This window comes from Planctobacterium marinum (assembly GCF_036322805.1).
Classification (GTDB): domain Bacteria; phylum Pseudomonadota; class Gammaproteobacteria; order Enterobacterales; family Alteromonadaceae; genus Planctobacterium; species Planctobacterium marinum_A.
In genome coordinates this window covers 3861486-3887498 of sequence record NZ_AP027272.1, presented here as the reverse complement: position 1 = coordinate 3887498, position 26013 = coordinate 3861486, and the positions used below count along the sequence as shown (strand labels likewise).

26 protein-coding genes are annotated in these 26013 nt (G+C 45.3%); 6 read left to right on the top strand and 20 right to left on the bottom strand.

Annotation, left to right across the window (positions count from 1 at the left end; translation table 11 throughout):
* Window positions 1–26: 26 nt before the first annotated feature.
* From AABA75_RS17230 to AABA75_RS17200, 7 genes are all read right to left on the bottom strand, one after another.
* Window positions 27–1277, bottom strand: coding sequence for a saccharopine dehydrogenase family protein (locus tag AABA75_RS17230; protein ID WP_338293983.1), 1251 nt, complete (start codon window positions 1275–1277; stop codon window positions 27–29).
* Between the two features lie 189 nt (window positions 1278–1466).
* Window positions 1467–3065, bottom strand: coding sequence for an isocitrate lyase (locus tag AABA75_RS17225; RefSeq protein WP_338293982.1), 1599 nt, complete (start codon window positions 3063–3065; stop codon window positions 1467–1469).
* Between the two features lie 400 nt (window positions 3066–3465).
* Window positions 3466–5652, bottom strand: a complete 2187-nt coding sequence (locus tag AABA75_RS17220; protein ID WP_338293981.1) for a malate synthase G — start codon at window positions 5650–5652, stop codon at window positions 3466–3468.
* 142 nt (window positions 5653–5794) lie between these two features.
* Window positions 5795–6730: a LysR family transcriptional regulator gene (locus AABA75_RS17215; protein ID WP_338293980.1), complete on the bottom strand. Its 936-nt coding sequence runs from the start codon at window positions 6728–6730 to the stop codon at window positions 5795–5797.
* A 154-nt stretch (window positions 6731–6884) separates the two neighbouring features.
* Entirely contained in the window at window positions 6885–7940 is a 1056-nt protein-coding gene (locus AABA75_RS17210) for a phospholipase A (RefSeq protein WP_338293979.1), read from the bottom strand.
* 115 nt (window positions 7941–8055) lie between these two features.
* Window positions 8056–8517 carry a YHS domain-containing (seleno)protein gene (locus AABA75_RS17205; RefSeq protein WP_338293978.1) on the bottom strand — a complete coding sequence of 154 codons (462 nt, stop codon included), beginning with the start codon at window positions 8515–8517 and terminating at the stop codon, window positions 8056–8058.
* Window positions 8518–8599: 82 nt separating this feature from the next.
* Window positions 8600–9400, bottom strand: a complete 801-nt coding sequence (locus AABA75_RS17200; protein WP_338293977.1) for a substrate-binding periplasmic protein — start codon at window positions 9398–9400, stop codon at window positions 8600–8602.
* Window positions 9401–9535: 135 nt separating this feature from the next.
* Here AABA75_RS17200 and AABA75_RS17195 point away from each other — a divergent pair, with 135 nt between their 5' ends.
* Both AABA75_RS17195 and AABA75_RS17190 read left to right on the top strand, forming a co-directional pair.
* Window positions 9536–10486: a chemotaxis protein CheV gene (locus AABA75_RS17195; RefSeq protein WP_338293976.1), complete on the top strand. Its 951-nt coding sequence runs from the start codon at window positions 9536–9538 to the stop codon at window positions 10484–10486.
* Window positions 10487–10888: a VOC family protein gene (locus AABA75_RS17190; RefSeq protein ID WP_338293975.1), complete on the top strand. Its 402-nt coding sequence runs from the start codon at window positions 10487–10489 to the stop codon at window positions 10886–10888. It begins immediately after the preceding gene.
* Here the strand turns inward: AABA75_RS17190 and AABA75_RS17185 are convergent.
* Both AABA75_RS17185 and AABA75_RS17180 read right to left on the bottom strand, forming a co-directional pair.
* On the bottom strand, window positions 10885–12411 hold the full coding sequence (locus tag AABA75_RS17185; protein WP_338293974.1) for a carbon-nitrogen hydrolase family protein: 1527 nt from the start codon (window positions 12409–12411) through the stop codon (window positions 10885–10887). The two genes, AABA75_RS17190 and AABA75_RS17185, sit on opposite strands and share 4 nt — an antisense overlap.
* Window positions 12412–12500: 89 nt before the next feature.
* A complete protein-coding gene (locus AABA75_RS17180) occupies window positions 12501–14156 on the bottom strand; it encodes an alpha-amylase family glycosyl hydrolase (RefSeq protein ID WP_338293973.1) in 1656 nt (551 codons plus the stop codon).
* A gap of 114 nt (window positions 14157–14270) precedes the next feature.
* Between AABA75_RS17180 and AABA75_RS17175 the strand changes: the two genes are divergently transcribed.
* Window positions 14271–15191: a DMT family transporter gene (locus AABA75_RS17175; protein WP_338293972.1), complete on the top strand. Its 921-nt coding sequence runs from the start codon at window positions 14271–14273 to the stop codon at window positions 15189–15191.
* A 15-nt stretch (window positions 15192–15206) separates the two neighbouring features.
* Here AABA75_RS17175 and AABA75_RS17170 read toward each other — a convergent pair whose 3' ends face one another.
* Window positions 15207–15476: a hypothetical protein gene (locus AABA75_RS17170; RefSeq protein WP_338293971.1), complete on the bottom strand. Its 270-nt coding sequence runs from the start codon at window positions 15474–15476 to the stop codon at window positions 15207–15209.
* 297 nt (window positions 15477–15773) lie between these two features.
* Here AABA75_RS17170 and AABA75_RS17165 point away from each other — a divergent pair, with 297 nt between their 5' ends.
* Window positions 15774–16871 carry a hypothetical protein gene (locus AABA75_RS17165; protein WP_338293970.1) on the top strand — a complete coding sequence of 366 codons (1098 nt, stop codon included), beginning with the start codon at window positions 15774–15776 and terminating at the stop codon, window positions 16869–16871.
* Window positions 16872–16967: 96 nt separating this feature from the next.
* Here the strand turns inward: AABA75_RS17165 and AABA75_RS17160 are convergent, their stop codons facing one another.
* A complete protein-coding gene (locus AABA75_RS17160; RefSeq protein WP_338293969.1) occupies window positions 16968–17864 on the bottom strand; it encodes a DUF2608 domain-containing protein in 897 nt (298 codons plus the stop codon).
* Window positions 17865–17972: 108 nt separating this feature from the next.
* Between AABA75_RS17160 and AABA75_RS17155 the strand changes: the two genes are divergently transcribed.
* On the top strand, window positions 17973–18875 hold the full coding sequence (locus tag AABA75_RS17155; RefSeq protein ID WP_338293968.1) for a substrate-binding periplasmic protein: 903 nt from the start codon (window positions 17973–17975) through the stop codon (window positions 18873–18875).
* A gap of 77 nt (window positions 18876–18952) precedes the next feature.
* Here the strand turns inward: AABA75_RS17155 and AABA75_RS17150 are convergent, their stop codons facing one another.
* The 9 genes from AABA75_RS17150 to AABA75_RS17110 all read right to left on the bottom strand — a co-directional run bounded on the left by AABA75_RS17150 (window position 18953) and on the right by AABA75_RS17110 (window position 25517).
* Window positions 18953–19705, bottom strand: coding sequence for a VC0807 family protein (locus tag AABA75_RS17150; RefSeq protein WP_338294876.1), 753 nt, complete (start codon window positions 19703–19705; stop codon window positions 18953–18955).
* A 91-nt stretch (window positions 19706–19796) separates the two neighbouring features.
* A complete protein-coding gene (locus tag AABA75_RS17145) occupies window positions 19797–20357 on the bottom strand; it encodes a rhomboid family intramembrane serine protease (protein ID WP_338293967.1) in 561 nt (186 codons plus the stop codon).
* Between the two features lie 82 nt (window positions 20358–20439).
* Complete coding sequence (locus AABA75_RS17140) at window positions 20440–21603, bottom strand: glutathionylspermidine synthase family protein (RefSeq protein WP_338293966.1); 1164 nt, start codon at window positions 21601–21603, stop codon at window positions 20440–20442.
* A 44-nt stretch (window positions 21604–21647) separates the two neighbouring features.
* Window positions 21648–22274, bottom strand: coding sequence for a DUF1190 domain-containing protein (locus tag AABA75_RS17135; protein WP_338293965.1), 627 nt, complete (start codon window positions 22272–22274; stop codon window positions 21648–21650).
* Between the two features lie 12 nt (window positions 22275–22286).
* Complete coding sequence (locus AABA75_RS17130) at window positions 22287–22706, bottom strand: DUF350 domain-containing protein (protein WP_338293964.1); 420 nt, start codon at window positions 22704–22706, stop codon at window positions 22287–22289.
* A gap of 29 nt (window positions 22707–22735) precedes the next feature.
* Window positions 22736–23383 carry a YjfK family protein gene (locus AABA75_RS17125; protein ID WP_338293963.1) on the bottom strand — a complete coding sequence of 216 codons (648 nt, stop codon included), beginning with the start codon at window positions 23381–23383 and terminating at the stop codon, window positions 22736–22738.
* Entirely contained in the window at window positions 23376–24422 is a 1047-nt protein-coding gene (locus tag AABA75_RS17120; protein WP_338293962.1) for a potassium channel family protein, read from the bottom strand. Before AABA75_RS17120 ends, AABA75_RS17125 begins: the two co-directional genes overlap by 8 nt.
* Window positions 24419–25099, bottom strand: coding sequence for a PspA/IM30 family protein (locus AABA75_RS17115; RefSeq protein ID WP_338293961.1), 681 nt, complete (start codon window positions 25097–25099; stop codon window positions 24419–24421). The genes AABA75_RS17120 and AABA75_RS17115 overlap by 4 nt, the downstream gene beginning before the upstream one ends.
* A gap of 28 nt (window positions 25100–25127) precedes the next feature.
* Window positions 25128–25517, bottom strand: coding sequence for a DUF2170 family protein (locus AABA75_RS17110; RefSeq protein WP_338293960.1), 390 nt, complete (start codon window positions 25515–25517; stop codon window positions 25128–25130).
* A gap of 131 nt (window positions 25518–25648) precedes the next feature.
* Here AABA75_RS17110 and AABA75_RS17105 point away from each other — a divergent pair, with 131 nt between their 5' ends.
* Entirely contained in the window at window positions 25649–25909 is a 261-nt protein-coding gene (locus AABA75_RS17105; RefSeq protein ID WP_338293959.1) for a DUF6471 domain-containing protein, read from the top strand.
* The last annotated feature ends 104 nt before the right edge of the window (window positions 25910–26013 follow it).

Here is a 26013-nt window from a genome sequence, read left to right as displayed (position 1 = left end):
CGGGCTGAGTAAGCCCGCTTGCTTAATTACTTAGCGAATGGAGAAGAGTCACATTCCATGACATGCCATGGCAGACCGTGTTTGTTAAGCATCTCCATAAACGGATCTGGGTCAAATTGTTCCATGTTCCAAACCCCGGCTTGCTTCCAGGTGCCATTTAACATTAATGCTGCACCAATCATTGCTGGAACACCTGTCGTGTAAGATACCGCTTGTGCGCCTACTTCTTCATTACACACTGCATGATCACAGTTGTTATAGATAAAGATGGTTTTCTCTTTGCCATCTTTGATACCTGAAATGTATGTGCCAATACAAGTCATGCCGGTGTAGCCTTCAGCGAGTGAGCCTGGGTTAGGTAATACGGCTTTCAGGAACTCCAGCGGAACAATTTGCTGTCCTTGGAACTCTACTGGTTCAATTGAGGTCATGCCGATGCCTTCCAATACGCGTAAGTGATTCAGGTAGGCGTCGCCAAACGTCATCCAGAAACGAGCGCGTTTTAGCGTCGGGAAGTGTTTAACCAGCGACTCCAGCTCTTCGTGGAACATCAGGTATGAGGCGCGCTCACCAATGTTTTGGTAATGCAGATCTTCACGTACGCTAAGCGGATCGGTTTCTTTCCACTCACCATTTTCCCAAAAACGACCGCGCTGAGTGATTTCGCGAATGTTGATTTCCGGATTGAAATTGGTGGCAAAGGCCTGACCGTGGTCACCGCCATTGCAATCTACGATGTCCAGGTAGTGGATTTCGTCAAAGTAGTGTTTCGCTGCGTAAGCGGTATAAACATTGGTAACGCCCGGATCGAAACCACTGCCCAGCAACGCCATGATTCCGGCTTCTTTAAAGCGATCCTGATATGCCCACTGCCAAGAGTATTCGAATTTGGCCTCATCTTTAGGCTCGTAGTTAGCAGTATCCAGGTAGTCTGTTTTGGTTTCCAGACAGGCATCCATGATGGGGAGATCCTGGTATGGTAAGGCAAGGTTTACCACCAAATCAGGCTGTACTTGATTGATCAGCGCCGCCACTTGATCTTTGTCATCGGCGTCGACGGCAAATACGGCTTTAACGCGATCTTCACCACATTCTTTTTGCAGCGCTTCACATTTGCTCAGAGTTCGACTGGCCAGATAAATTTCATCAAAATGTTCCGGTAACCTTGCACATTTTTTTACTGTAACGGTACTGACACCGCCGGCACCGATGATTAACACTTTTGACATAATAAAATCCTCAAATTGTTCAGAGCTATGGGACAAAAAGTGCTGCATCCTAACACGTTTTTTCGCCAGCGCAATACAATACTAAAGCTATTAAAAATAGGGGAAATTGGCGGTTTGTAAAGTCTATTGACAATGTGGGGAACAGGGGCAGATTTTGCGATTCGTGTACGTAATAGTGTTTAAAACAAAAAACGGCAGGAGTTGCATCCTGCCGTTTGTACATTGTTAAGCTCTGTATTAGCTAAACTGGTTCATGGTGTTGTCTTTACCCGAGGCTTTTAAGGCATTCTCACCGGCAAAGTATTCTTTATGATCATCACCCATATCAGAGCCCGCCATGTTTTGGTGTTTAACACAGGCAATACCCTGGCGGATTTCCTTGCGTTGTACACCCGCTACATAACCTAACATACCTTGCTCACCGAAGTATTCTTTTGCCAGGTTGTCGGTAGATAACGCGGCAGTGTGGTAAGTAGGTAGTGTGATCAAGTGGTGGAATATACCTGCATCTCTTGCCGCATCAGCCTGGAAGGTACGAATGCGGTTATCTGCTTCCGTAGCCAATTCAGTATCGTCGTATTCGGCATTCATCAGATCCGCACGGATATAAGCCGATACATCTTTACCTTCTTCTGACCAGGCATCAAATACCTGCTGACGGAAGTTTAAGGTCCAGTTGAAAGAAGGCGAATTGTTGTATACCAACTTAGCGTTAGGGATCACTTCTCTGACGCGATTTACCATACCGCCGATTTGGCCTACATGCGGCTTCTCGGTTTCAATCCACAACAGGTCAGCACCAGCATTTAATGCACCGATACAATCGAATACACAGCGATCTTCACCTGTACCCTTGCGGAATTGATACAAGCCAGAAGGTAAGCGCTTAGGACGAACCAGTTTGCCGTTTTTGTTAAATACCACGTCACCTTGATTCATATCTTCAACTGCGATCTCTTCAACATCCAGGAAGGAATTGTATATGTCGCCTGCATCACCGGGCTCTTTCACTACGGCGATTTCTTTGGTCAGTCCGGCACCTAATGAGTCGGTACGTGCAACGATAACGCCATTGTCTACACCTAGTTCCAGGAAGGCGTAACGCAGTGCGCGTAGTTTGGCGTGGAAATCCGCATGGGGAACAGTAACCTTACCGTCCTGGTGACCACATTGTTTTTCGTCTGCTACCTGGTTTTCTATCTGCAGACAGCAAGCACCCGCTTCAATCATTTTCTTAGCTAGCAAATAAGTTGCTTCTTCGTTACCAAAACCGGCATCAATATCTGCAATGATGGGCACAACGTGAGTTTGGTGATTATCGATTTTATCCTGAATCTCAGCTTGTTTTGCTTGATCACCAGCTTCTCTTGCCGCGTCCAATTCGCGGAACAAGCCGCCTAGCTCTCTAGCATCCGCTTGACGCAGGAAGGTGTAGAGCTCTTCAATCAGTGCAGGTACCGACGTTTTCTCGTGCATTGATTGGTCTGGCAGTGGGCCGAAGTCAGAGCGCAATGCAGCGACCATCCATCCCGAAAGGTAAAGGTAGCGACGTTCAGTGCTGCCACCGAAGTGTTTCTTGATCGAGATCATTTTTTGCTGACCGATAAAACCATGCCAGCAACCCAATGATTGAGTGTACTTGGAGCTGTCAGCATCGTAGGCATCCATATCTGCACGCATAATGTCTGCAGTATACTTCGCGATGTCCAGGCCGGTTTTAAATTTGTTTTGAGCGCGCATTCTAGCCACTGACTCGGCATCAATGGCATTCCATGATTGTCCTCGAGCCGCAATCACTGCTTGAACCAATTCGATATCGTTATTGTAGACAGACATATTTACTTCCTCGTTTTACTCACAGCGTATGCTGGTAGGGGTACTTGTTGTTTGTTGTTGATCCTGTGAAACCGATGGTGAAAACTTTCAATCGATTTTCGAATCTCTTGATGTCTACTTTATGTGACTATTTTAAATTCATCTAATAGATAAAGTGCATTTAGAGTATTAATACTGTGAATGTCTGAATTGATGTAAATCTGAAGCTTTTGATTTGTTGTGAAATTTCAAGCCCTATAAATAAGGCTTTAAGTGTCTTTGCAGGTAAAAATATAGTTATTCATGTTGTGAATGTTCGGTATTTTTAATTTCTTTTGAGTGAATGTTTTCACCTTCAAAAAACTAAAAGCACCGGCCTGGCGGTGCTTTTAGGGTTTATACCAATATCAAATAACAGGTCTTAGCGTTGAGTTGCCTTCATCTCCAGGCGCTTGCGATGTAGCACTGGTTCGGTATAACCACTGGGTTGTCGTTTTCCTTCGAATATCAGCTCTGCTGCTGCCTGATAGGCGATGGCGCTGTCTGGTTCAGGACACATGGCGATGTACTCAGGATCACCGGCGTTTTGCTGATCTACCAGTTTGGCCATTTTCTCCATACTGGCGCGAACTTGTGCTTCGCTGACAATGCCGTGCTCCAACCAATTGGCAATGTGCTGACTGGAGATACGCAATGTTGCTCTGTCTTCCATCAGGCCAACATCATTGATGTCTGGTACTTTGGAGCAACCAACACCTTGGTGAACCCAGCGAACCACATAGCCCAAAATACCTTGAACATTGTTATCCAGTTCGTCTGCGATTTCCTCCGGTGACAGGTTGGCAACGTCTGGTTTTACCGGAATGGTGAGAATATCATCCAGTCCGTCAAAGGTTTCTTTGCTTAACGCCTGCTGCATCGAACTCACCGAAATTTGATGGTAGTGCAAGGCGTGCAGCGTGGCGGCAGTAGGTGAGGGCACCCAAGCGGTATTGGCTCCGGATTTCACATGGCCGGTTTTGGCGCTCATCATCTTGGCCATATTATCTGGCTCCGGCCACATGCCCTTACCAATTTGCGCTTTGCCTGCCAGACCGCAAGAAAGCCCTGCTGCAACATTGGATTTTTCATAGGCCTGAATCCATGGCATGGTTTTCAGTTCAGCTTTGCGGGCGAATGGACCACATTGCATGGAGGTATGAATTTCATCGCCAGTGCGGTCTAAAAACCCGGTGTTGATAAAGGCTACCCGTGATTTAGCGGCTGCGATACAGGCTTTCAGGTTAACACTAGTGCGACGCTCTTCATCCATAATGCCGATTTTAATGGTGTCGGGCGCCAATCCTAGCATTGACTCTACTTTACTAAACAGGTCATTGCTAAAGGCAACTTCTTCTGGTCCATGCATCTTGGGTTTTACGATATAGATACTGCCGGTTTTGCTATTGCGGTATTTGCCGGATTGTTGCACGTCTTGTTTGGCTATCAGGCAGGTCACAACGGCGTCCATTAGGCCTTCAAACACTTCCTCATTTTCGAGATAGATGGCGTTGTTGGTCATCAGGTGACCCACATTACGCACAAACATTAAACTTCTGCCGGGTAGTGTTAGATTGTCCCCGCTTTTACTGGTGTAGTTTCTGTCTTTATTGAGAGAGCGTACCAGCACTTTATCGCCTTTGCGCATTTCCAAGCTCAAGTCACCGCGGATAAGTCCTGCCCAGTTTTGATAAACAAGGGTTTTATCTTCCCCATCTACCGCGGCCACGGAATCCTCACAGTCCATAATAGTGGTTAAGGCTGCCTCCAGAACAACGTCTTTAACGTTTGCCAGGTCGCCTTCGCCCACAATATGACTGGCGTCAATTGCTATTTCTGCGTGTAAGCCGTTGTTTTGAAGCAAAATGCAGGTTGGAGCTTGTGCGTCTCCGCGATAGCCACAAAATTGCTCTGTTTCTTTGAGTTTTTGAGTGGAACCGTCCTGCATTTGCATCACGAGTTCGCCTTCCGAGACCAGATAACCTGTCACATCTTTATGGCTACCCGCTTGCAATGGAAATATCTCGTCTAACCAGTTTTTAACCCATTCAACAACTTGCTTGCCGCGAGCAGGATCGTAGGCAAGAGATTTGTCTGCCTCTCCGGGCAACACATCAGTGCCATATAATGCATCGTACAAACTACCCCAGCGGGCATTGGCCGCATTAAGCGCATAGCGGGCATTGTTAATGGGCACAACCAGTTGCGGACCGGCCATGGTGGCAATCTCGGGGTCAACGTTTTGTGTGCTGACTTGAAAGTCTTCGGGTGGATTTACCAGATAACCAATCTCTTGCAGAAATTGTTTGTAAGTTGCAAAGTCCATTTCCGGATGCTGATTGTGCCAGCTATCAATTTGTAGTTGCAGTGCATCACGCTTTTCTAATAAGGCTTGATTAATCGGCTGCAATTCACCTAGCAGTGCCTCAAAGTCTTGCCAGAACTGGTTTTGATCAAGCTTAACCGCTGGCAGTGCTTCCTTATTAATGAAATCCCAAAGGGCAGGATGAATACTTAACTGGCCTGATGTGATGTAATTGGCTTTGGAATTACCTTGGCTATTGGTCATGGTACAACTTCCTCATTCTGTAGGGGGCGCTCGAAACACATTGGGTGCTTGAGCTTTTTTAACTATTTTCCCTCAGTTTACGCCTGCCAGTGACTGTAATAAAAATTTATGCATTCTATGGTTGCTATAACTTTAGTGAATGTTAGAGCGTTTCAGCAACCTGAGTGATCAGACGACGCAACCAGATATGACCCGCATCGTGTTGCAACAGAGGACTCCAGGCCATTTTTAGCGCAATTGGGGGGATATCAAAGGGCGGGTCGATGATTTTAACGGCACTGTCATCGCCGTAAAGTTTGGCTACGCGGCTAGGTAAGGTTGCGATGAGGTTGTATTTTTTAGCGAGTTGCAAGGCCACGTGATAGTGACGAGTAAATACACTGATATTTCTTACACAGCCTTGTTTCTGCAACTCGGCATCCACCCAGCCCAATTTTTGAATTTCTTTTGGGTCTATACCTACACCCACACCAAACCCTGTTTTACTTACCCATATGTGTTTTGACTTCAGGTATTGGTCTTTACCAAAGCTGGCAATAAAAGGATGGTTGGCATTCACGACACAGGAAAAACTGTCGTACCAAACCACCTTTTGATGAAATGACAGTGGCAATTCTTCGAAGCGGTTGATGGCCATATCAACCTTGCCCTGTTCAACATCATGATAGGTTACATCGCTGGGGGTAATGACATCTAATGAGATGTGAGGCGCCTGCTCTTGCAAGTGTTCCAGTAATACCATTAGCAGTGTAGATTCAGCATAATCACTGGCCATGATACGGAAGGTTCTGTCGCTGGTGAGGGGTTCAAATTCTGTCTCTGGCTGGATAGTGGCTTCCAGTTTACTGAGCACATCTCGGATAACAGGCTGCAATTGCAGTGCCCGCTCAGTAGGGGTCATTCCCTCACTGGTGCGCACCAATATCGGATCGTTAAATAAATCTCGTAATCGCCGCAATCCATTACTCATAGCGGGTTGAGTAATACTGAGTTTATTGGCTGCCTTAGTAACGCTGCCCTCGCGCAGTAAAACATCCAGATAAACTAACAAATTCAGATCAATTTTAGCGATATTCATGTTAAAAATAGCTTTTATGTAGGGTATAACTTTTTTGAATTGTATTCGCTGTTTTCTGACTTGTCAGTAGCTAACTCGAAAAAATTTTGGCGCTAAAATTTGCAGGTTGCTTGATAGCGACCTTAAAAAAGGGCGCTATGTTTTGATTTTTGCTTCACAATAAGTCGTTTAAGGCAATACCGATACCGAAGCGTGTTTGTTTGTGATTATAATCAATCAGGCTCTCACCGTAGCCGTGAAATCCGACGGCGTATCCCTGCAGTTTACCCCACAAGGGAAAGGTCAATCCTAACTCAATGGCGCCATTATGGGTGGAAAAGTTGTTTCGTCCCATAACCATCAACTCCATATCCTGCCATTCGTATAACATACCTAGTTCAAAATGACCCATGTAGTCGGTGATATCCGGATTGTCATCACCTTTGGGATCCAGCGGCGACTCCTTGGCTTTCTCAGAGATCCTTGCCCAAGGGCGGAAGGATAAGGCGAAATTGTCTTTCTCGAACAAAAACTGTCCATAGACTCGGTTCCAACTGCGGGAAAGTGCTTGATTGCGTCCATTCGATTGGTGTTCCGCACCCAGCATGAAACCGGTATTACCGCCAAATGGATGCCAGTTTAGCGGTGCCATGTAAAACATTTCGGGTTGATAATTAGTTTCGCGGAAAGGCTTAGAAATGTTGTCGGCGTAGACTTGCCACCACGCTTGTACGGTGAAGCCAAAATAAAGTGCATCGCCCTCTATGAACAAATCATCTTTCAGCACGGGCACCTTAAAGCTCAACTGATATTTTGTCTCAATCTCCGCCAGGTTTTCCTGATAACCTTCAATGCCTTGGTATGGCTCTTTATGAATGGCGTTGGTGGTGTACGCAGGCAGTATGTAGTTAATGCGATGCGGCGTAATAACATAAGGCTCAAACTGGGTTTGCGCTTCTTTTTTGATGCGCTCACTGATAAGACCCGGCTTAACTGCCTGTTGTGTTTTAGGACCGGAAACCGCGATGCCGACTTCTTTGTTTTTGGCTGGCTGTGGTTTGTTTTCGGTTGCAGCATGACATTTAGCTCGAATTTCTTCCAGCGTCATTGTCGCATCACCCTCAGCAAAGAATGTCATCACACAGTCTTGCGTGTTCGTACTTTCAATGCTGGCATTCACTATCGTGGAGACGCCCAGTAACATTAAACTGAAACACACGCGATTCATCATCTGTTATTCCCTTTACCAAGATCAAATTACGGACAATGATAGCATTTTTGTGGTTGAAGAAATATGACCAATGATGTGCACTGCTTGTAAGCCAGATTAAGCCTCAATTATTTGCTCAATAGCGCGCGGACTGTTCCTGTTTGGGAAAACGGGCTTTATAAAAGCCATTGGCTTGCTCTACAAATAGGGCCTTTTGTTGACGCCAATCTTCCATCACACGCTTGTTGTAGTTCAGATAGAGTTTGCCTTCGTACAAAGTCCAGGCTTCACCATCAACGCTTGCCAGACGGTCATCTGACATCGCCCAAGCGCAATAACCACCGTATTCGGGTAAGTACTTTTGTGGGGTGGCTTTAAATAGATCAAGGTTTTGTTGGGAAGCAAAGCGCCACTTGGCCCCCTTATACTCATACGTAAATTGCTTTTTGCCTTCAATGGCTTTGTTCTCAGTCCAATACGCCACGGTATCGTAGCCGTCTATGGCTTCACTGCCAAACAATGAGCTTTGTACCGGATCGGCGGCCAGAGCCGAAAAGCTGCACAAACAAAAAATAATCGGGATTAGGTGTTTTATCATGGTGCTACCTGCAATCTATAAAGCTTGCAGTACATAACCGGGCCAGAGCACAATTTATTTCAAGGCTGACCCGGATTTAGAATCAATACAGTCCGTGATGGTTCTTTTGAAACTCAATCGTTAAGGTTTCAAACTCTCCAGATAAAAACATTTCGATGGCTTTTTGGTTCATACGTGAGGCGTCAACAGCGTATTCAGATTGTCTGGATAAAGCAATATAAACCTTGGTACCATCAATCACTTTATAGCTACTTTGTCTGATAGTTTCGCGATACTCAGGATGTCTGGCCAGGATGTTCTTACCGTAGTAGTCAGTACTTACTACTGCATCGACTTCTCCCTTTGCCAGCATTTCAAAGGCTATAGGCAAGCTGTCTGTATAGGTACGGGTGAAGAATGTGCTGTCTGCTTCATCGAATTGCTCAAACTGTCGTGTTCCTTGTACTACGCCAATATTTAAGCCTGCTAAATCAGAAAAATGAGTAATGTCATCGACATTGTTATTGATAAAGAAGGCTTTCACCGTGTGGTCATCATACAGGAACATGTGGTAGTCCTGTTGGCGCTGCTCGGAGTCTAACAGGCCCGCCATCAAATCAACTTCGCCTTCTTTAAGCAACTGTAAACAGCGCTTGAAAGGCGTGTCCGCTGTAAAGTCTAATTTGTAGCCCAAGTGTTGCATAAATTGGCGGGTTACCTCTACGTTTGCACCAGTGGCTGCGCCATTGGGTAATACGACCTGTAGCGGGGGATAGTGATCGATACACATGGTTAACGTAGACGTCGCATCTTTCGCTGCCAAGGGAAAACAAAATGCGGTGATGACAACAAAGGTTAAACAGGATTTTAGCACCGGAACCTCAAAGTGATAAAAAATAATCACAGCAAGCTTATCGCTAAAGTATTAAATTGTAAAAAAGTCGCTTCATATTTGCTGGATCTTCACATTAGATGTAAAGTTTTAAAATTATTAATCACAAAGCCCCAACCTGTTTCCGGGCTTTGCAAAGGGTGTTAAATGTCAGGTGTTTTAGCCTCGGTTGATCAACGCACGAAATTAGTGGGTGAAAACCGCCTAGAGTTGCTTTTGTTTCAACTTAACTCGCAACAAATATTTGCCATGAACGTGTTTAAGGTTCGTGAAGTTATCCCTGTTCCTCAAATGATTCAAATGCCGGGCTCCCACCAGCATTTGTGTGGCGTTGCCAGCTTACGCGGTCTATCGGTGCCCATCGTTGATTTGCGTAGGGCGATAAAAATGCCACCGGCTCCGTTGGGTGAAAATCAAAATGTGATCATCACTGAATATAATCGCACGGTGCAGGGCTTTTTGATTGGTCCGGTGTTAAGTATTACCAACTTGTCGTGGGCCGAGATATTACCGCCGCCCAATAGTGCAGGAAAGAATAACTACCTTACCGCGTTTACCCAAATTGAATTAGAGGGTAAAAAACAAATCGTTGAAATCATCGACGTGGAAAAAGTGTTAGCAGAAATTGTGTCATACGACATCAAGGTCTCCAAAGAGATCCTGGATGATGAAGTGAATACCCATCTCGTTGGCAAAAAAGTACTGATTGTGGATGATTCCAAAACAGCACGACAGCAGATCCGTGAGTCCTTGCTGCAAGTTGGTGTTGAAGTTATTGAGCGCCAGGACGGGTTACAGGCATTGCGTTTACTCAAGCAGTGGGCTGATGAAGGTAAAACCATCAACGACGAAATCTTGATGATGTTCACTGATGCTGAAATGCCTGAGATGGATGGTTACATGCTGACAGCGGAAGTAAGAGCCGATGCCAGATTGAAGGACTTGTTTATCACGCTTAACACTTCTCTGAGCGGTAATTTTAATGAGGCCATGGTGGAAAAGGTGGGTTGTAACCGCTTCATCTCTAAGTTTCAGCCCGATATGCTGATCAAGTGTGCCCAAGAGAGAATGCGCGAAGTATTGGAAGGAAAGCGTTAAATGGCCACCGGACCGGGGCGCATGACTCCGATGCTAAATGTGCGTGATATTTTTAAAAGTCTGGACTTTTATCAACAAGCATTGGGCTTTGAATTGGTGAGCCCCATGGAAGAATTGATCCATTTTCGTTGGGGCATCATAGCGGCAGATGGTACCGAATTTATGCTATCTGAGTCTGAATGCGCACCAAAACTTGAATCACACATCGATCCATTATCTGATAACAGCTGGTCGGTAAATTTTTATTTCTACCCCGCCAATATCGAACAGCTGCATGAAACACTTGTGGCTAACCAGTTTCAACCCACTGAGCTTAAGATGACCGATTACGGGATGCAGGAATTCAGCATTCAGGATCCCGACGGGCATCTTTTGAGTTTTGGGGCTGAAAGCAACGCTTAACTGCTCTTAAATAAAACTGAATATAGGTCCTCTCGCCGATCTTTGAGGTTTTGCACCGTTCCTTCGCTATGCAGTATTTTCAGTTTCGTCATGTCTAGATCGGAAAACAGTAGCATTTCCGTGTTGGGTGTTGCTTCGTTAAGTAGCGCATCATGGGGGAACGGGAAGTCTGAGGGTGTCAGCACCGCCGATTGAGCATACTGGACATCCAGGCTTTCCACCTGCGGCAGGTTACCGACACTACCGGCAATGACCACATAACATTCATTTTCGATGGCTCTGGCTTGGGCACACAGGCGCACTCTGAGGTAGCTGTTTTTAGTATCAGTCCAAAAAGGCACGAATAAAATGTCTAGTCCTTGGCTCGCCAGTAACCGGCCTAATTCCGGAAATTCCACGTCATAACAAATCAGAATACCCACTCGGCCAGCATCGGTTTCGAAAACTTTGAGTTCAGAGCCGCCTCTTAAAGCCCAGTCATTGCGCTCGTGTGGCGTGATATGAATTTTGCGTTGCTCATCAATTTTGCCGCTGCGATGACATAGAAAAGAAGCATTGTAATACTCACCACCTTCGCAAATGGGCATTGAGCCGGTAATGATGTTGGCGTTGTATTCCACTGCCATTTGCGACATGGCCTCAATGATTTGTGAGGTGTAGGTGGCCAAATAGTGAATCGCTTCTATTTGTTGATTGACCTCTTTTTTAAGGCCCATCAAGGGCATGTTGAAGAATTCCGGAAATACAATGAAATCACTTTGATAATCCGAGACAGTATCCACAAAGTATTCCACTTGGGACAGCAGTTCTTCAAAAGATTCCACTTCCCGCATCTGCCATTGCACAGCGCCTACCCGCACAATGGGTTTGGGTGTGTTAAACACCGTGCTTGCCGGTTCATAGAGAATGTTGTTCCACTCCAGTAGCGTGGCAAAACCACCGGATTTTTCATCTTCAGGGATGTACTTGCGAAGCAATCTGATAACGCGAAAATCATTGGATAACTGAAAGCTCAATATAGGATCATAGATGGCACGCTCGGCCACTTCCCTGATATATTCTTGCGGAGAGTATTGTTCAGCATATTGGTGGTAGTTTGGTATGCGGCCGCCTGCCAGAATGCCTTTTAGGTTATACTGACGGCATACCTCTTTGCGGGCATCGTAGAGACGTCGACCCAGTCTTAAGCCTCGGTGGCTTTTAGCTATTACCACGTCCAGACCATAAATGGCATCACCATTGTCATCGCCTTTGACGTTGTCATTGCTGTCGATAATATCGTCATAGGTATGAGGGTTTGAGAACTTTTGGTAATCTACTCGTAGTGAAAAGGCGAGTCCCACCAGAGTTTCACCTTCAAATACCCCTATCTGCCCCTCTGGAAAATGCTTTAATAATCGCTCCAGGGTATGTCTGGGCCAGGCACCACCTAAATCCGGGTAAGCTTCGTCCATCACGGTTTTAACCTGTTGATAATCTGCGATGGTAAGTCCTTTTAATAAAATGTGCTGATCTTCTGACATATTGGCCTTTGAAAAGTTGGAGTTAATATAAGCTTAGCTAAACATCGTTCAATGTCATACGCCGTGATTAACCTGTTTCGATCACTTCCTCAATCATCTTGCTGTAACAGTACAAAACCCGCACCATGAAATATGATTTTGTCGTCGTTGTAATCGCAATTGTAACTTCGCAAAAGTGTATAATTGTCTGGCACTTTAAGCTCTTTAGTCTCATCACTTAACCAAAACCAGCAGGTTAAAGGCTGAGTGTCTTTGCAAAGACGCACAAAGCTCAACTGGTGCTCTTGCGCCTGAATATGCTTTATCTCGCCTTTTTGCAAAGCTTGCTGAGTTTTTCTGAATGCCAGAAAGTGACGGGTAAAATGTAAACTTGAGTCGCTATCGCTTTCTTGTTGTTGCACGGCTAGTGGATAGTGACTTTCAGCCACTGGTAACCAAGGACTGACTTCACTAAAACCTGCATTAACCTTGTTTTGCTGCCAGGGCATGGGGGTACGGCATCCATCTCGGCCCTTAAACTCAGGCCAGAAAGTAATGCCCCAAGGATCTTGTAATTGCTCAAACTCAAGTTCAGCCTCGGGTAAGCCCAACTCCTCTCCCTGATACAAACAAACGCTACCACGTAGGCAAAACAACAATGCCAATAAGGTTTCGGTTAAGGCTTTAGGATTTTGGGACTCTTCTGCCCAACGACTGGCTACACGGGTGATATCGTGATTACTAAAAGCCCAGGTGGGCCATCCGTCATTGAGTAGTGATTCTTGTTGGGCTAAAACAGAGGCAAAATACCCGGCACCAAATTCTTTGTTGAGCAGTCTGAAGCTGTAGGCTGTATGCAGTTTGTCGCCATCCCCTGTGTAGTCTTGCATCAATTTTTCAGCATGTTTATCACCAATTTCACCCACCAACATTCGATTGTCGTATTGCGCCACCAGGTGGCGCATGCGTTTGGCAAAATCGATGCTTTCAGGACGGTTTTTATCATATAAATGACGCTGAAAGTCGTAAGGGTTAAACAGCTTGCGTATGTCTTGTTTTAGTCCCGGATTATTGCGCAGCTCTTCATCGTGAAAATAATAATTCACGGTATCCAGACGAAACCCGTCCACTCCTAAATCCAGCCAGAATTGCATCTCATCAAGCATTTGTTGCTGTACTTCGGGATTGTGGAAATTGAGATCGGGCTGACTCACCAAAAAGTTGTGCAAGTAATATTGTTGCCGTCGGCTATCCCATTGCCAGGATGAGCCTCCAAACACACTTTGCCAGTTGTTGGGGGGCGTGCCATCGGAGCGCGGCTCATGCCATACATACCAATCCGCTTTGCTGTTGTGAGTATTTCGGCGGCTTTCCTGAAACCAAGGATGATGATCAGAGGTATGGCTGAGCACTTGATCAATGATGACCTTTATATCCAGTTTATGGGCCGATTTTAATAACTCTTTGAAATCTTCCAGGTTGCCGAAGATGGGGTCTACATCACGGTAGTTACTGACGTCGTAACCAAAGTCTTTCATTGGAGAAGTAAAAAAAGGAGATAACCAGATGGCATCCACATTGAGAGATTTTATGTAATCTAGTTTTTCGGTAATGCCCTGTAAATCGCCAATGCCGTCGTTGTTAGCATCGTAAAAGCTGCGGGGATAAATTTGATAAATCACCGCGCCTCGCCACCATTCCTCTTGCGTTTGTTGTGGCTTTGGTGCTGGTGCAGAGTCACCTCTAAGCGACTTTGAATCAGACATACACATTCTCTGCTTGTTTTCAGGAATAGATATACTATGCCATATCCGTATTTGGATTTAATGCCGAAATTGGTATTCTGATGCTGCATTTATCCTTCGTCACAACGGACTGCCATGATATCCCCGAATCACCCCGTATCCGGTCAACGCAAAATCGGTATTTTGTTAGCTGTGTTAGGTACGGTACTTTTTTCCTTTAAGTCCATTGTGATTAAGCTGGCATATCAATACGAAATTGATGCCTATCAAGTCATCGCGTTAAGAATGCTTTTTTCAGCCCCGATTTATTTAATCATCCTGGCGTTTTTGTGCTGGCGGAAACCTATCCCGCTGCAAACACTGAATACTAATAAGTGGACCATTTTGGCTTCTGGGGTGCTGGGTTATTACCTGGCCAGTTTGCTGGATTTAAAGGGGCTGGAGCTGATCAGCGCCCAGCTGGAACGCTTGATTTTATACACTTATCCGGGCTTTGTGATGCTATTCAGCTGGTTGGTTTGGCGAACCATGCCTGGTAAAAACACAATATTCGCCTTAATCGCCACCTGGCTAGGTATCTTCACGGTACTGGGTGTTGAGATCCAAAACAATATGTTGGATGTTTTGTGGGGAGGCACGTTGGTACTTATCAGTGCTGCTGCTTTTGGCGGCTATTTAATTCTGAGCAAAAGCGGCATTGCCAAACTGGGCTCGCAGCAATTTACCTGTTTTGCCATGCTGGTGGCTTCAATCTGCGTAGGCGGACACCTAAGCTTGATTGGCGATGTGACAATCTCAGGGTTACCCTGGCCTGTATATGGTCATGTCTTGATATTGGCCTTGGTGTGTACAGTGATCCCGTCGCTATTGATCGCCGCTGCAATAAGCCGAATTGGTCCACAACAAACCAGTATCCTCGGTGGTTTGGGGCCCATTATGACAGCGTTATCAGCTGTGTATTTATTGCAGGAGCCTTTCGGCCTGGCGCATTTACTGGGAACCGGACTGGTGATGTTGGGAGTTTATTTGGTGGCTACTGAAAAGAAAGTGACTTGATCTGAAATCGCCTTTTCAGTGTTCCTTCGAATCTCGATTCTTTTTGCCGCTTTCGTCTTCTTCGTTAATCCGTTCTTGCTTTATCCGCTCCAGCTTTTTTATTTCTTGTGGCGGGATAGGAAACAGAGATATAAGGGGAAAAAACGCCAGGAACAAATAGGCCCCCTTCGGCATTTTTTTGCTCCATAGCACGAGTTTTATAAATGCCACTACAAATATAAGAAAGATCAGTAAAGCAACTACTAATACTAATATTTTCCCCGGTAATACATTAACAAAATCCATTTAAAGCATTCTCTTTAAAATCAACTTATTAGTGAAGTAGATAGGTGAGTCTCCAATAAACTCAAGTTTTTTAATTAAAGAAACCGAAGTGTTAGCTTTTCAATATCGAGTTAAAAAGGTTGTGGCGTTTAGCAGTGTGGATTTATTTCTGCATACTCAGCATTGCGATGGAATTTTGGCGTGTTTTTTGGTGATTATTTATGAAACTGATGTGGTGTAATTTGCCTGTCTGAGTTTTAAGCGGTAATTTTATTAGCTCATAAATGCGTTTTTTTACGCAGATTATTGGAGTTTATCATGAGTAATAAGCCGCCAAACGTCGGCCGTGGGGCCAGCCAATCGGGTGGTGTTATTAAGCCGACTCAGAATACCGGCAGGACAAATGCTGCGCTCAACAAAATTGGGGCGTCGGGTAGGCTTGCTTTGAATGCCGCATTGACACGTGGTCGTCAGGAAATTCACGAGAATAGCGCAACCAAGTTGCGTGACCAGCGTGTCGCTATCTACGATAAAATGAATATGTATTCCGGTGGGGCTCAGGCCGTTGACAGCATGAGAGGTAAGGCCTCTTCCATGTCGGTTAAAGCCTGGAACTCCAAGGCTGGTCAGGCCTTACAAGGTGTGAATCTGTTGGGTATTGGTGATAAAGCACAGACGCGTGCTGAAAAAGCTGTAACCGAAAAAGCTGAGCGCAAGAATATAAGAGCAGAAAAAGATACTTTGATGCCAATGCAGTCTCGTATGGAAGGGTTAAACAAAGGAGCTGTTACCGCAGAGCGCACTGGTGATACCCTGATCAACGTCAGAAAAGGTGCCACGGTGGCCAACCATATTGGTACTGGAGTGAGTTTAATTGCTCCGCAAGTCGGGGTGGGGATCAAGGCTGGCGCCAAAGGAACAAAACTTTTAGCTGGTATTGCTGCTACTGGTGCTTATGAGAAAGCCAGAAGCTCCTATCAAGGAAATGTCAGAGATGATGCTTCCGGAATGAATATGTTTGACAGTCATATCGCCCAGGAAAAAGCTAACTTAATGCAAAGCACTCGTAACTCCACTGCCAAAAGCACAGCTATATCCGCGGTTGCGGGTGGCGCAATGATGGGTGTTGATATTGGCATTGAAAAGGGTATAGAAGCTGGAATGGGAGCGCTCAACGCCACCAGGCAAGCGACTGCCATTACTCAAAAAACTGTGGGGACTGGCGTCAGTGTTGCTGAGTATTTTGGCAAAGATGCACTTAAATCCAGAGTGACCAAATCGGATAAAGAAAAGATCAAAGATAACAAGGCGGAGCTGGTGAACTTGATGCAGCATCAGCGCAGTTACGTCGCTCACAAAGAACGTCAGATGGGAATGAATAAAACCATCGGTGGCAATACGGGACGCAAAAAATAGCGTGTAGCCGGAAGTTTGTGATTATCTTTTACAGGCAAGGTCGAAGACAGTGTTCGACCTTGCATACCTTCATATAATTAGTGCTAAAACACTTTATTAATCGCCAGAACTCAAACAGCCCTCAGTTAGCTTTCTCTGTGGAAACAGGCTGTTCAGTGTTTCGTTAAGGGATTTCCAATCATTATCCATCTTCAGCGCTTGCTGCTCGGTGATAATCTTACCAAAGGTTTCTTCCCTTTGATGCTCGATATGCACGTAGTGAAAAATATTAGCGTCGATATCCTTGTTGTCTTTGTACTTTTCATACAGGTCGACAATATTTTTCTTGGAATCATCCACGAATACAAAGGCATCAAAACTTCTATCGGTTTTTTGTAATATGTATTCCAGCATATCGCCTTTGTTCATGCCGGAAGTCATCATAACCCCTTTCATGTAGCTGAGTTCTCGACCTACCGTTTCGCGGTAAACCGGGGCCGGTTGTCCGATTGGTGCTAGCGCTGTCGCTTCAAGGTTAATTCCCTTGTTGTATAGCTCACGTTCGGTAGCTGCTCTGTACTTTGGCGCGCGAGAGGTTAGGGCAAAGAGAGTATTGCCATCTGTTTGCCATTGCTTAATGATCTCTACCACATTGCTCTCTGTGAGGGTCATGGGTACAAGCTCATACAGTAAACCAATGGAATCTTCGAACAGGCAAGCCACTTTTTGCTCGTCCGTGGGCTTTATGTCCAGTTTTCCCCGTTGCCACTGGTACCAAACATCACCACCTAGATCAACCGAGCTGGTGAGAATGGTATTGTCGATATCCAGAACAATTAAAACGTTGGATACGCCATATTTGGCGTTCAATCGATTAACTTCTGCGACAATGGGGTCGTAGGATAATACTTTTTCTTGCTTAAAGGGCAGAGCAGGCGTTTCAGCAGTTGCAGAACAACCCGCGATTGTGAAAAGTGCCGTGAGAATGAGGGCTTTGTGTGACCACTTGTTCATAGTTATCTTCTTGTTATCTCATTGAGCTAGGTGTTCATCTTATGGGGATACTATCACTATGCGCTTATTTTTAGCGACAGGTTTTTAATCTGACACACGGTTTGCTTAATGGAGGCTATAGTTGCTTATTTCTCAGGACTCAACAATAGTCATGTAAAAGCCGGAATTCAGAGGCTAAACTGCAGTGAATCCGGTGACAATAACGCGTTTTTTTCCTTCTTGAATAGACTACAACGATTTCTTTTTATCGCTTGTTTGATGCCAATGCTTTCCCAGGGGGCGCAAGAGTGCACAAAAATAGTCATATCTGGCAATCCCGATTACCCGCCGATCACCTGGATCGACTCTCACGGTGCAACACCAATGCGGGGCGTAGCTATTGAGTTACTGGAAATGGCCTTTAGTGAATTATCCATCCCGCTAGACGCTATGCATGTGGGTAATTGGAAACGCGCCCAACACAGCGCCAGAACAGGTAAAATTGATTTACTAGCAGGGCCTTACCAAACAACGGAGCGCAACGAATATCTGGAATATGTGGAACCAGCATTTATGCAGGATCCCGTTGCTATATTTTTTAAAAATGGCCATCAAATAGATATCGATGATTGGTCCCAATTGAGAGCCTATACCGGAGCGCGACCATTGGGTCATCAGTTCGGTGAACAGTTTGACAGTTTTGCGCAGCAGAATCTCAAGTTTTATAGTGCTTCGAGCATACAGCAGCTATTTGAGATGCTGGTTAATGAACGAGTGGATTATGTGATCTATGGCTTGAATCCCGGACTTGCGGAAGCTGCCAAAGGCGGGTTTTCCAATGAAATTACCTATTCGTCCAATTTCATCAGTTCAGAGCCAATGTATCTGCCTTTTACCATATCTTCGCCATGTCGTCAGTATTCCGACTTCCTCAGTAAAAAAATTGCGACATTTATCGAAACGGGTGTAGTGGAAGAGCTGACCACAAAATATCTAAAAATGTTGGAAAAGCAGATTTCAGTAAGTGATTAGTCAGGGAAGGGGAATAGATATTCAGGAGCATAAAAACGCTCCTGAAATAAAGTGGAAGACCGCTTAAAGTATGGGATTTACGGCTTGCTATCAGACTGCTGAGGATCGTTTAAAAAGGTTTCGATGTCTTGTCCGGTGAGTTTCTTCATTTGACTAAACAAAAACCAAAGTGCGATAAACAATACAATCATGCTCGGGATAACAATAACCGGATAGCTCAATGCGGTCATCTTACCCAATTCTTCATTATAGGCTGAGGTTCCCGGCGGGCTGACCAGGAGTACCTTGGCCAGAATATAATTCAAAGTAGCCGATAAAAAGAACGAAGCCGCAACTATCATGGAGCTTTGCGCTACCTTGCGCTCAAAGGCTTTGAGATTGTTTTTTGCTTCTAAAGCGCTGTTTAACAAAGGGATATTGATCAACTGCTCATTGAGGATAAAGGTTTTCACCAGCGGGTACTGTGTGCGGTTACTTACGAGTACTGCCAGGCCAATAATGGCGGGAATTGCCGCCTCTTTGATGGCGATATACTTCGGATCTAACTCCATCAGGCTGAAGCCACCCGTCAGAGACACACTGATGATACCCAGTACTGAAAAGGGGTTGATTTTACCTGAGGATATCAAGTCTTTGATACCGTAGCCTATCGGGAAGGCAAGTGCCACCACAATGCCCATTGCGGGGCCAAGGTACTCAGGCTTGCTGAGATAACTGAGCACCAAAGTGGGAATAATGATGTTAAACACCAGATTCCCGAAAAAACCACCTTGTTGTGGCTGACTGGGCTTTGTTTTCAACGTACCATCTGTATTTGGCGCGTCTTTCATTTGCTTATTGTCTGTTTGATTCATGTGATACTTTATGTGTGATGCTAACTGAATTATAACCCGTCAGGGGGCTTCGATGCAGCCGTTTCGTTTAACTTGTGGTTTTCTTCACAAATAAGCGGGCTGCCGCAATACCCACAAGGAAACCGAAAAGATGCGACTCCCATGAAATATAAGGACTCATGGGTAATACACCAAAAATTAATCCCCCATAAAAAAAGCCCACCAACAAGGATATGGCGACAAGCTTTATGCTGCGACTGATAAAGCCAGCAAACAGTAAAAAGCCAAAATAACCATATACCATTCCAGACGCGCCAAGATGATAGGCGTTACGACCCAATAGCCAAACTAACAGCCCTGTGACCAAGAGGATAAAGGCGCTGGCTTGCCACCAGGTTTTGCGGCCGTATTGCATAAGCAAGACGCTAAACAGGCAAATCGGGATGATATTCGAGGCATAATGCATCAAGCTGCCATGCAGGAAAGGACTGATGAAAATGCCGCCCAGCGCATCCAGCTCACGAGGGATCAGCGCCAGGTGATTGAGTTGTCGCCCGGTAACCATGTTCAGCAGCTCCAGTACCGTTAACAACGCAAACAATCGTAGCGTAAAGTTAAGCTGTTGCTCGAGGCTATAACGTGCGCTCAAAGTGGGATTCCTGAATTGTATTCAATAGACTTCTGGTTACGTAATTGTGTCATGAATAGATGTACTGACCTGTGAAAAAATGTCACAAAATAATATGCGGCAAATAACGAGATAGGTCCTGAGTTATAGGCTGCGTATCTTCGCGAATGGAAATACCTGCCGGTTTATCATCCACTAACCAGGAGCCGATTAAGGTATGGTTGTCACCGAATTGTGGCAGTGGATACCATGCCTGGTAGATATAACCTTCCTTACCATAAGGGCCATCGACGGTGTGGCGAACATTGCCATTTTCAATCACGGATATGTTGGCGCCTTCACGAGAAAACAAGGGTTTTTTCACTAGCTTGTTTTCATCTGCTTTAGCCAGGTCTTCTTCAAACCAGGCGGGTAGCAGGTTAGGATGATTGGGAAACATCCGCCATAGTAAGGGAAGCAAAGCCTTGTTAGACAATACTGCCTTCCACATGGGTTCAATCCATTGGGTAGGCGATTCGATGATGGCAGTACCAAACTCTTCCTGCATCATAAACTCCCACGGGTAGAGCTTAAACATCAGGGCGATGGCGTTATCCTCAAGATCGGTAAAATAGCCGGTATCTGCAAGGCCAATATCTTCGATAAAAACAAATTTGTTGTTGATGTCACTCGCGCTGGCGCAATCCTGTAAATATTGCACTGTGCCTCGGTCTTCATCCGTGTCTTTGCAACAGGCAAAGTGGATAGTCTCTGCCTTATACCAGTTTTGAATAGTTTTTAATTGAGCAATTAATTTCTCCTGCAACGAATTATACTGGTCCGCCGCTTTGCTGATTTTTCCCGCATTCACCATATCCTCCAGCCACAGCCATTGCCAGAACCCCGATTCGTACAAGCTGGTGGGTGTATCGGCGTTGTTTTCCAGTAATTTGACCGGTTTATCTTTGTGAAACACCAGGTCCAGACGGGAATACAAGGATGGTGTTTTATCACGCCAGGCATCGGCAATGCTCTGCCAGAATGGCTCGGGTATTTTGAACTTTTGCAACCAGTAGTCATCGCGAACTACCTTGTCTACGGCTTGCAAGCACATTTGATGAAGTTCTTCGGTGGGATCTTCGACCTGCTGTTCAATTTGCTGCAAGGTAAACTGATAATAGGCGCTTTCGTCCCAATAGGGCTGGCCGTACATTGTATGAAATTTAAAGCCAAATTCATCAGCCTGTTGGCGCCAGTTTGGCCGTTGCTGGGTAGGTAGCCGGATCATAATCTAAACAGAATGCGTGTATCTGCGCGATGCAGACCGGGGCGCTATCCGCCCCAGCCCTTACTGCTGCTGCTCTTGCCCCAGCTGGATTTAGCTCGCACCGAAGAGCCGAAACCGCCTCGATTGATAGTACGGTTAACCGCAGGAGGCTTGGTATAGGTTTTGGGTACCCGTAATTCTCGCTTGCGAAAATCGCCATAATCGTAGCCATTAGCGGTGATCCAGCGATAGCGATAGGGGGAATAACGGGAGTACGAGGTATAAAGCGGCTGCGAATAACGACGCGGCTCCAATAAATCTCGAATAATATAGCCCGCCATTAGCGGCATAAACCAGCTGTTGCCGGAATCATTGCGATAGACAACACATTGGTCTGAGCCAAACTCGTATTCACAATCTGAGCGGGAATTGTATTTAGGAGCGGTTTCAGCCGCTTCTGCAAGTGCCTTTTGATATGCCATTTCGCACTGGGCTGCGTAATCCGGAAGCTGGAATTGACAATCGTTTAAACTGGTGAACACCATGGCTTCCTGACGATTATCACTGCAAGCCGAAGCGATAAATACCGACGCGATACCTAGTGATAGCGGCTTAAGTGTATGTTGTTTGCGAAACTGGCCTGTATTCAGATCAGTTGAGCGTTTGTGACCAGACTTAGGTTTTGATGACATCAGAGCCTCCTATTAATAGGTCATGCAAGCGGCGTTCAACAATCCCACAGAGATCTGCATGGCAGCGAGCATGACACCCGCTGAGACTTCATTGTCTTCAATTCGCTGCACGATTTTAGGCATAAAGGTAAAGCGCAACAACGCAAACGCAATCCCTTGGGCAACAATGGCCACTACACCCCAAACAACAAAATCTACCAGGCTCGCTGAGTTGGATACGGCACCTGCCAAAGCAATACTAAAACCTACCATGGAGCCACCGAAGCCCAGCGCAGCAGCAACATTTTTCTCTTCTTTCACCAGTTTCCATTCATCGTGAGGTGTCAGAGCGGTAAAGACAAATTTAAAAACAAACAGCAAGCCAATAGATATGGCAAAATAAATACCGAAATTTCCCAAGCCTGCAATGGATTCCATGATGGTGTCTGTCATTGTTTTTCCCCTGTTGTCGCTACACTCAATTAGCCGTTAATTCGGATATCTGCTGGATTAATATTAAAACCGGTACTGATCACCAGGCAACGGTCATGATTATTGTTAATGATTTTTTCTTCGCCAGAAACCAGCAAGGTTTCAACGTTATCATTGCCCAAATCTCGCTCGTAAAGCATTATAAATTGATCGGTCGTACTGGTATCACCGTCTTCTTCAAAGGTTTTTTCAGTCATGGCAACTGGCGGGGATTCTTCACCCACAGCATCCCATACTCGCTCAAATTCGTGCCCTTCCAGTGAATAGTCAGGTTTTGATATTTCGCTGTTCAATAACTGTTGCCACTGACTATCGCTGCCGACGGTTTTTGTATCGTAAAAGTACCAGAGTTTGACGTCAGTGATGTGATTTTCTGTGTCACCGCCATCCATTACCACCTGCAAAAAAGCGTCATCATCGGTGTAAAAACGCAGAATTTTACCGCCAGTATCCAGATTTACTTCGCCAACCGCCTGAATAAGGTGGTAACTGGCGGCATTCTCAATGATCAGTTGCGGTTGAATAAGTTTCAGCTTTAAGGCGTCCAGCTCGAATGACCCGCCCAAATACAAACCCATTATTTCCGGTGCTTTGGGGGTGACTTTTTGTTCTTTTTTGCCGAATAGTTTGCTAAACATAAAGGGCCTGCCAGTCGATATTTGTAATGCGTTTATCGGCGATATAATAAAGTTTATCGCCACTGCCAACCTGAGAATCGGACGCCGGATTCAATTCAATATTTTTTAAATCTTGCGCCTTTGCCAGTCCTATCAAGGTAGCATCGTATTGTTTTTTAAATTCAGTAAACAGATTGCCGGTATTAATGGCTTTTTCCAGCTCCGGCACTGCCACTGAAAATTGGGCCTGCCCAGCGTAAACATCCAGCAAGTCAAAGTGCAGTTTACTGGAGCCGGGATCGAAGGCGGATTTTGCTAACATTTCTACGGCAACGCTGGGCATGCATTCTACATTGGGACAATGTTCCGTAAGCAATTTCACCAGGCTCTCGTCCTGAAAATAGGCCAGGATATGAGCATTTGGGTTGCGATGGCTGGCATATAAGCTGGTGGTCATGGTGAGATCGTCCTGCGGGTTATCCACGATAATCGTGGCGGCAGAATCGATACTGGTATTGTTCATGTCTTCATCTTGATTAAAAGACGTGACTTTTACGAATTCTATCTGGCCGGGTAATGGGTTTTCTACGTCGACCTTAACACACAGGACAATGGCTTGATCATCTCCGGCGTACTCTCGTTCACGTAACAATAAACGCAACAGGTGCATGGTGCGTTCACCATTCCAGCCGATTAATAATATGTGATTTGTCAAATGCACTGGTTTCAACCCCCTGGCTTTTTTGTGCCACTGTTCGGAAACAAACGCGGCTGCTCGACCTAAAATAAACGCAAAGATACTGAGCCCGACAGGAATGATATATAGGGCCACCACGTATTTACCCGCTTCGGTAGCAGGAGAGAAATCTCCATAGCCTACGGTGGAACCAGTTACTACCATCCAGTAAATAAAATCGGTTGGGTTCAACAGCGCTGTTTCACCGGCCAGTTGCATAAACCACCAACTGCTTACACCGTAAAGCAAAAGCGCCAGCACAATAGTGTGCCAGCGCATTTGCGTGAAATAACGCATTAATACTTTGCGTATTTTATGTATCATTTTCCTAAAATTCGACTTAACTCATCTTCTGCTGATTTGTTACCGCCTTTTACACCTGCTGCCTGCAGTCGTTTTTCCAGGTCATCGGTGCTTTCGTCAGCGGCCAGCTCTTCAGCGGCTTCTAACTCAGCGGCTCTCAGGTTTTGTCTTTTCTGAATGCGGTCCAGCGATTCAGTTGCCGTCTTCATTTTACTGTTAGCACCTAAGTGACGGGAAGATACGGCCACCTGCGCTTTTTGCACCGATTCCGTGGCTTTTACCATATCCACTTGCTGCTCCAGACGACGCAAATTTGCTTTAGCCTGACTGATATTATTAGCTAGTTGTACCTCAGACTTTTTGAACTGGTCAAGGTAAGTTTGCTCAGTTTGTAATTGCTCGCTTAGCTCAGTAACACGCTGAGCACAGTCTAAAGCCAGTTGGCGATCAGTATCGATAGCCTTGCGGGCATGCTCTTCATACTCAGCGATAGATTGATTCAAGCCATCTACTTTTTGCTGCGCTAGTTTGCACTTGGCTAAAATTTGGGTGCGAGCGTGATCGGATTTGCGTAGCTCTTCTTTGGCTTCGCGAATTTCCTGCTCCAGAATGCGGATCGCTTGATTATCAGCAACGGATTCTGCTGCCTCAGTAACACCACCTTTTACAGCGGTGACAAGTTTTCTCCAAACAGACATAATACATCTCCTCAGATGGATAAATGGGTTACTTTAAAAATTCCTGCCAGGCATCAATAAAGGCTTCGACATTGTCAAACAAGGTGTGAATCTCAATAAGTACGCTAGACTCTTTCGATTGCGCGCTTAATGAGCCGAATGCCGTGTAGTAGCTTTCACCTGAGATGTCAGAAATACCCACCGTGGTGAGTGGGAACATCATGTGAGTGCGTAGAATCACTTCATTCAATTCCGCCTGGTCTTTCACTTCACTGGTGGCAAATAACAGTGATTCCACCAGAATCTGTTCACCGCTTATGGCCAACCATGCGTCGATACCATCCTGGTTCGCTATCAGCAGACAATCGGCTTCACGGGTAACAACTAAATCTGATTCTTTACCAATAAGCGCTTCCAACTGGTCAAGATCCCAATGCATTGTTTTTCTCCGGGTTATTTAGTTTGATGCTTAGCATAGGCTATTATTTTTACTCTCGTCAAATTGTTTGTTTGTATAAAGTAGTAAATATTTGTAAATTATAAATCACAAATGTGATTTTTGAGGTGTTCATGGATTCTGTTAATTGGCGTTTAGTAGTGCAAAGACTGATCAAATCCGAAATGAGCTTAAAAGGCATACGCTACCAGGAACTCAGCGACAAACTTCTGGAAATCGGTGTTAGCCAGACAGCTGACAACCTGCGCAATAAGGTCAACAAGGGAATCCTGGGCGCAGACTTACTACTGCAAATCATGCTGGTGATGGACATCAAAAAGATCGAACGAGAGCGTTTAAAAGAGATTGCTAAGAGTTTGCAGAAAGAGGGGTAGGGGCATGAGCAAAGATTTCAAATTCGCCGCCCCTTTGGTCCACTCTGCGATTTAAAAAACTATATATAGCAATAACTTATCGACAATGTTAATAATGTAAGTTA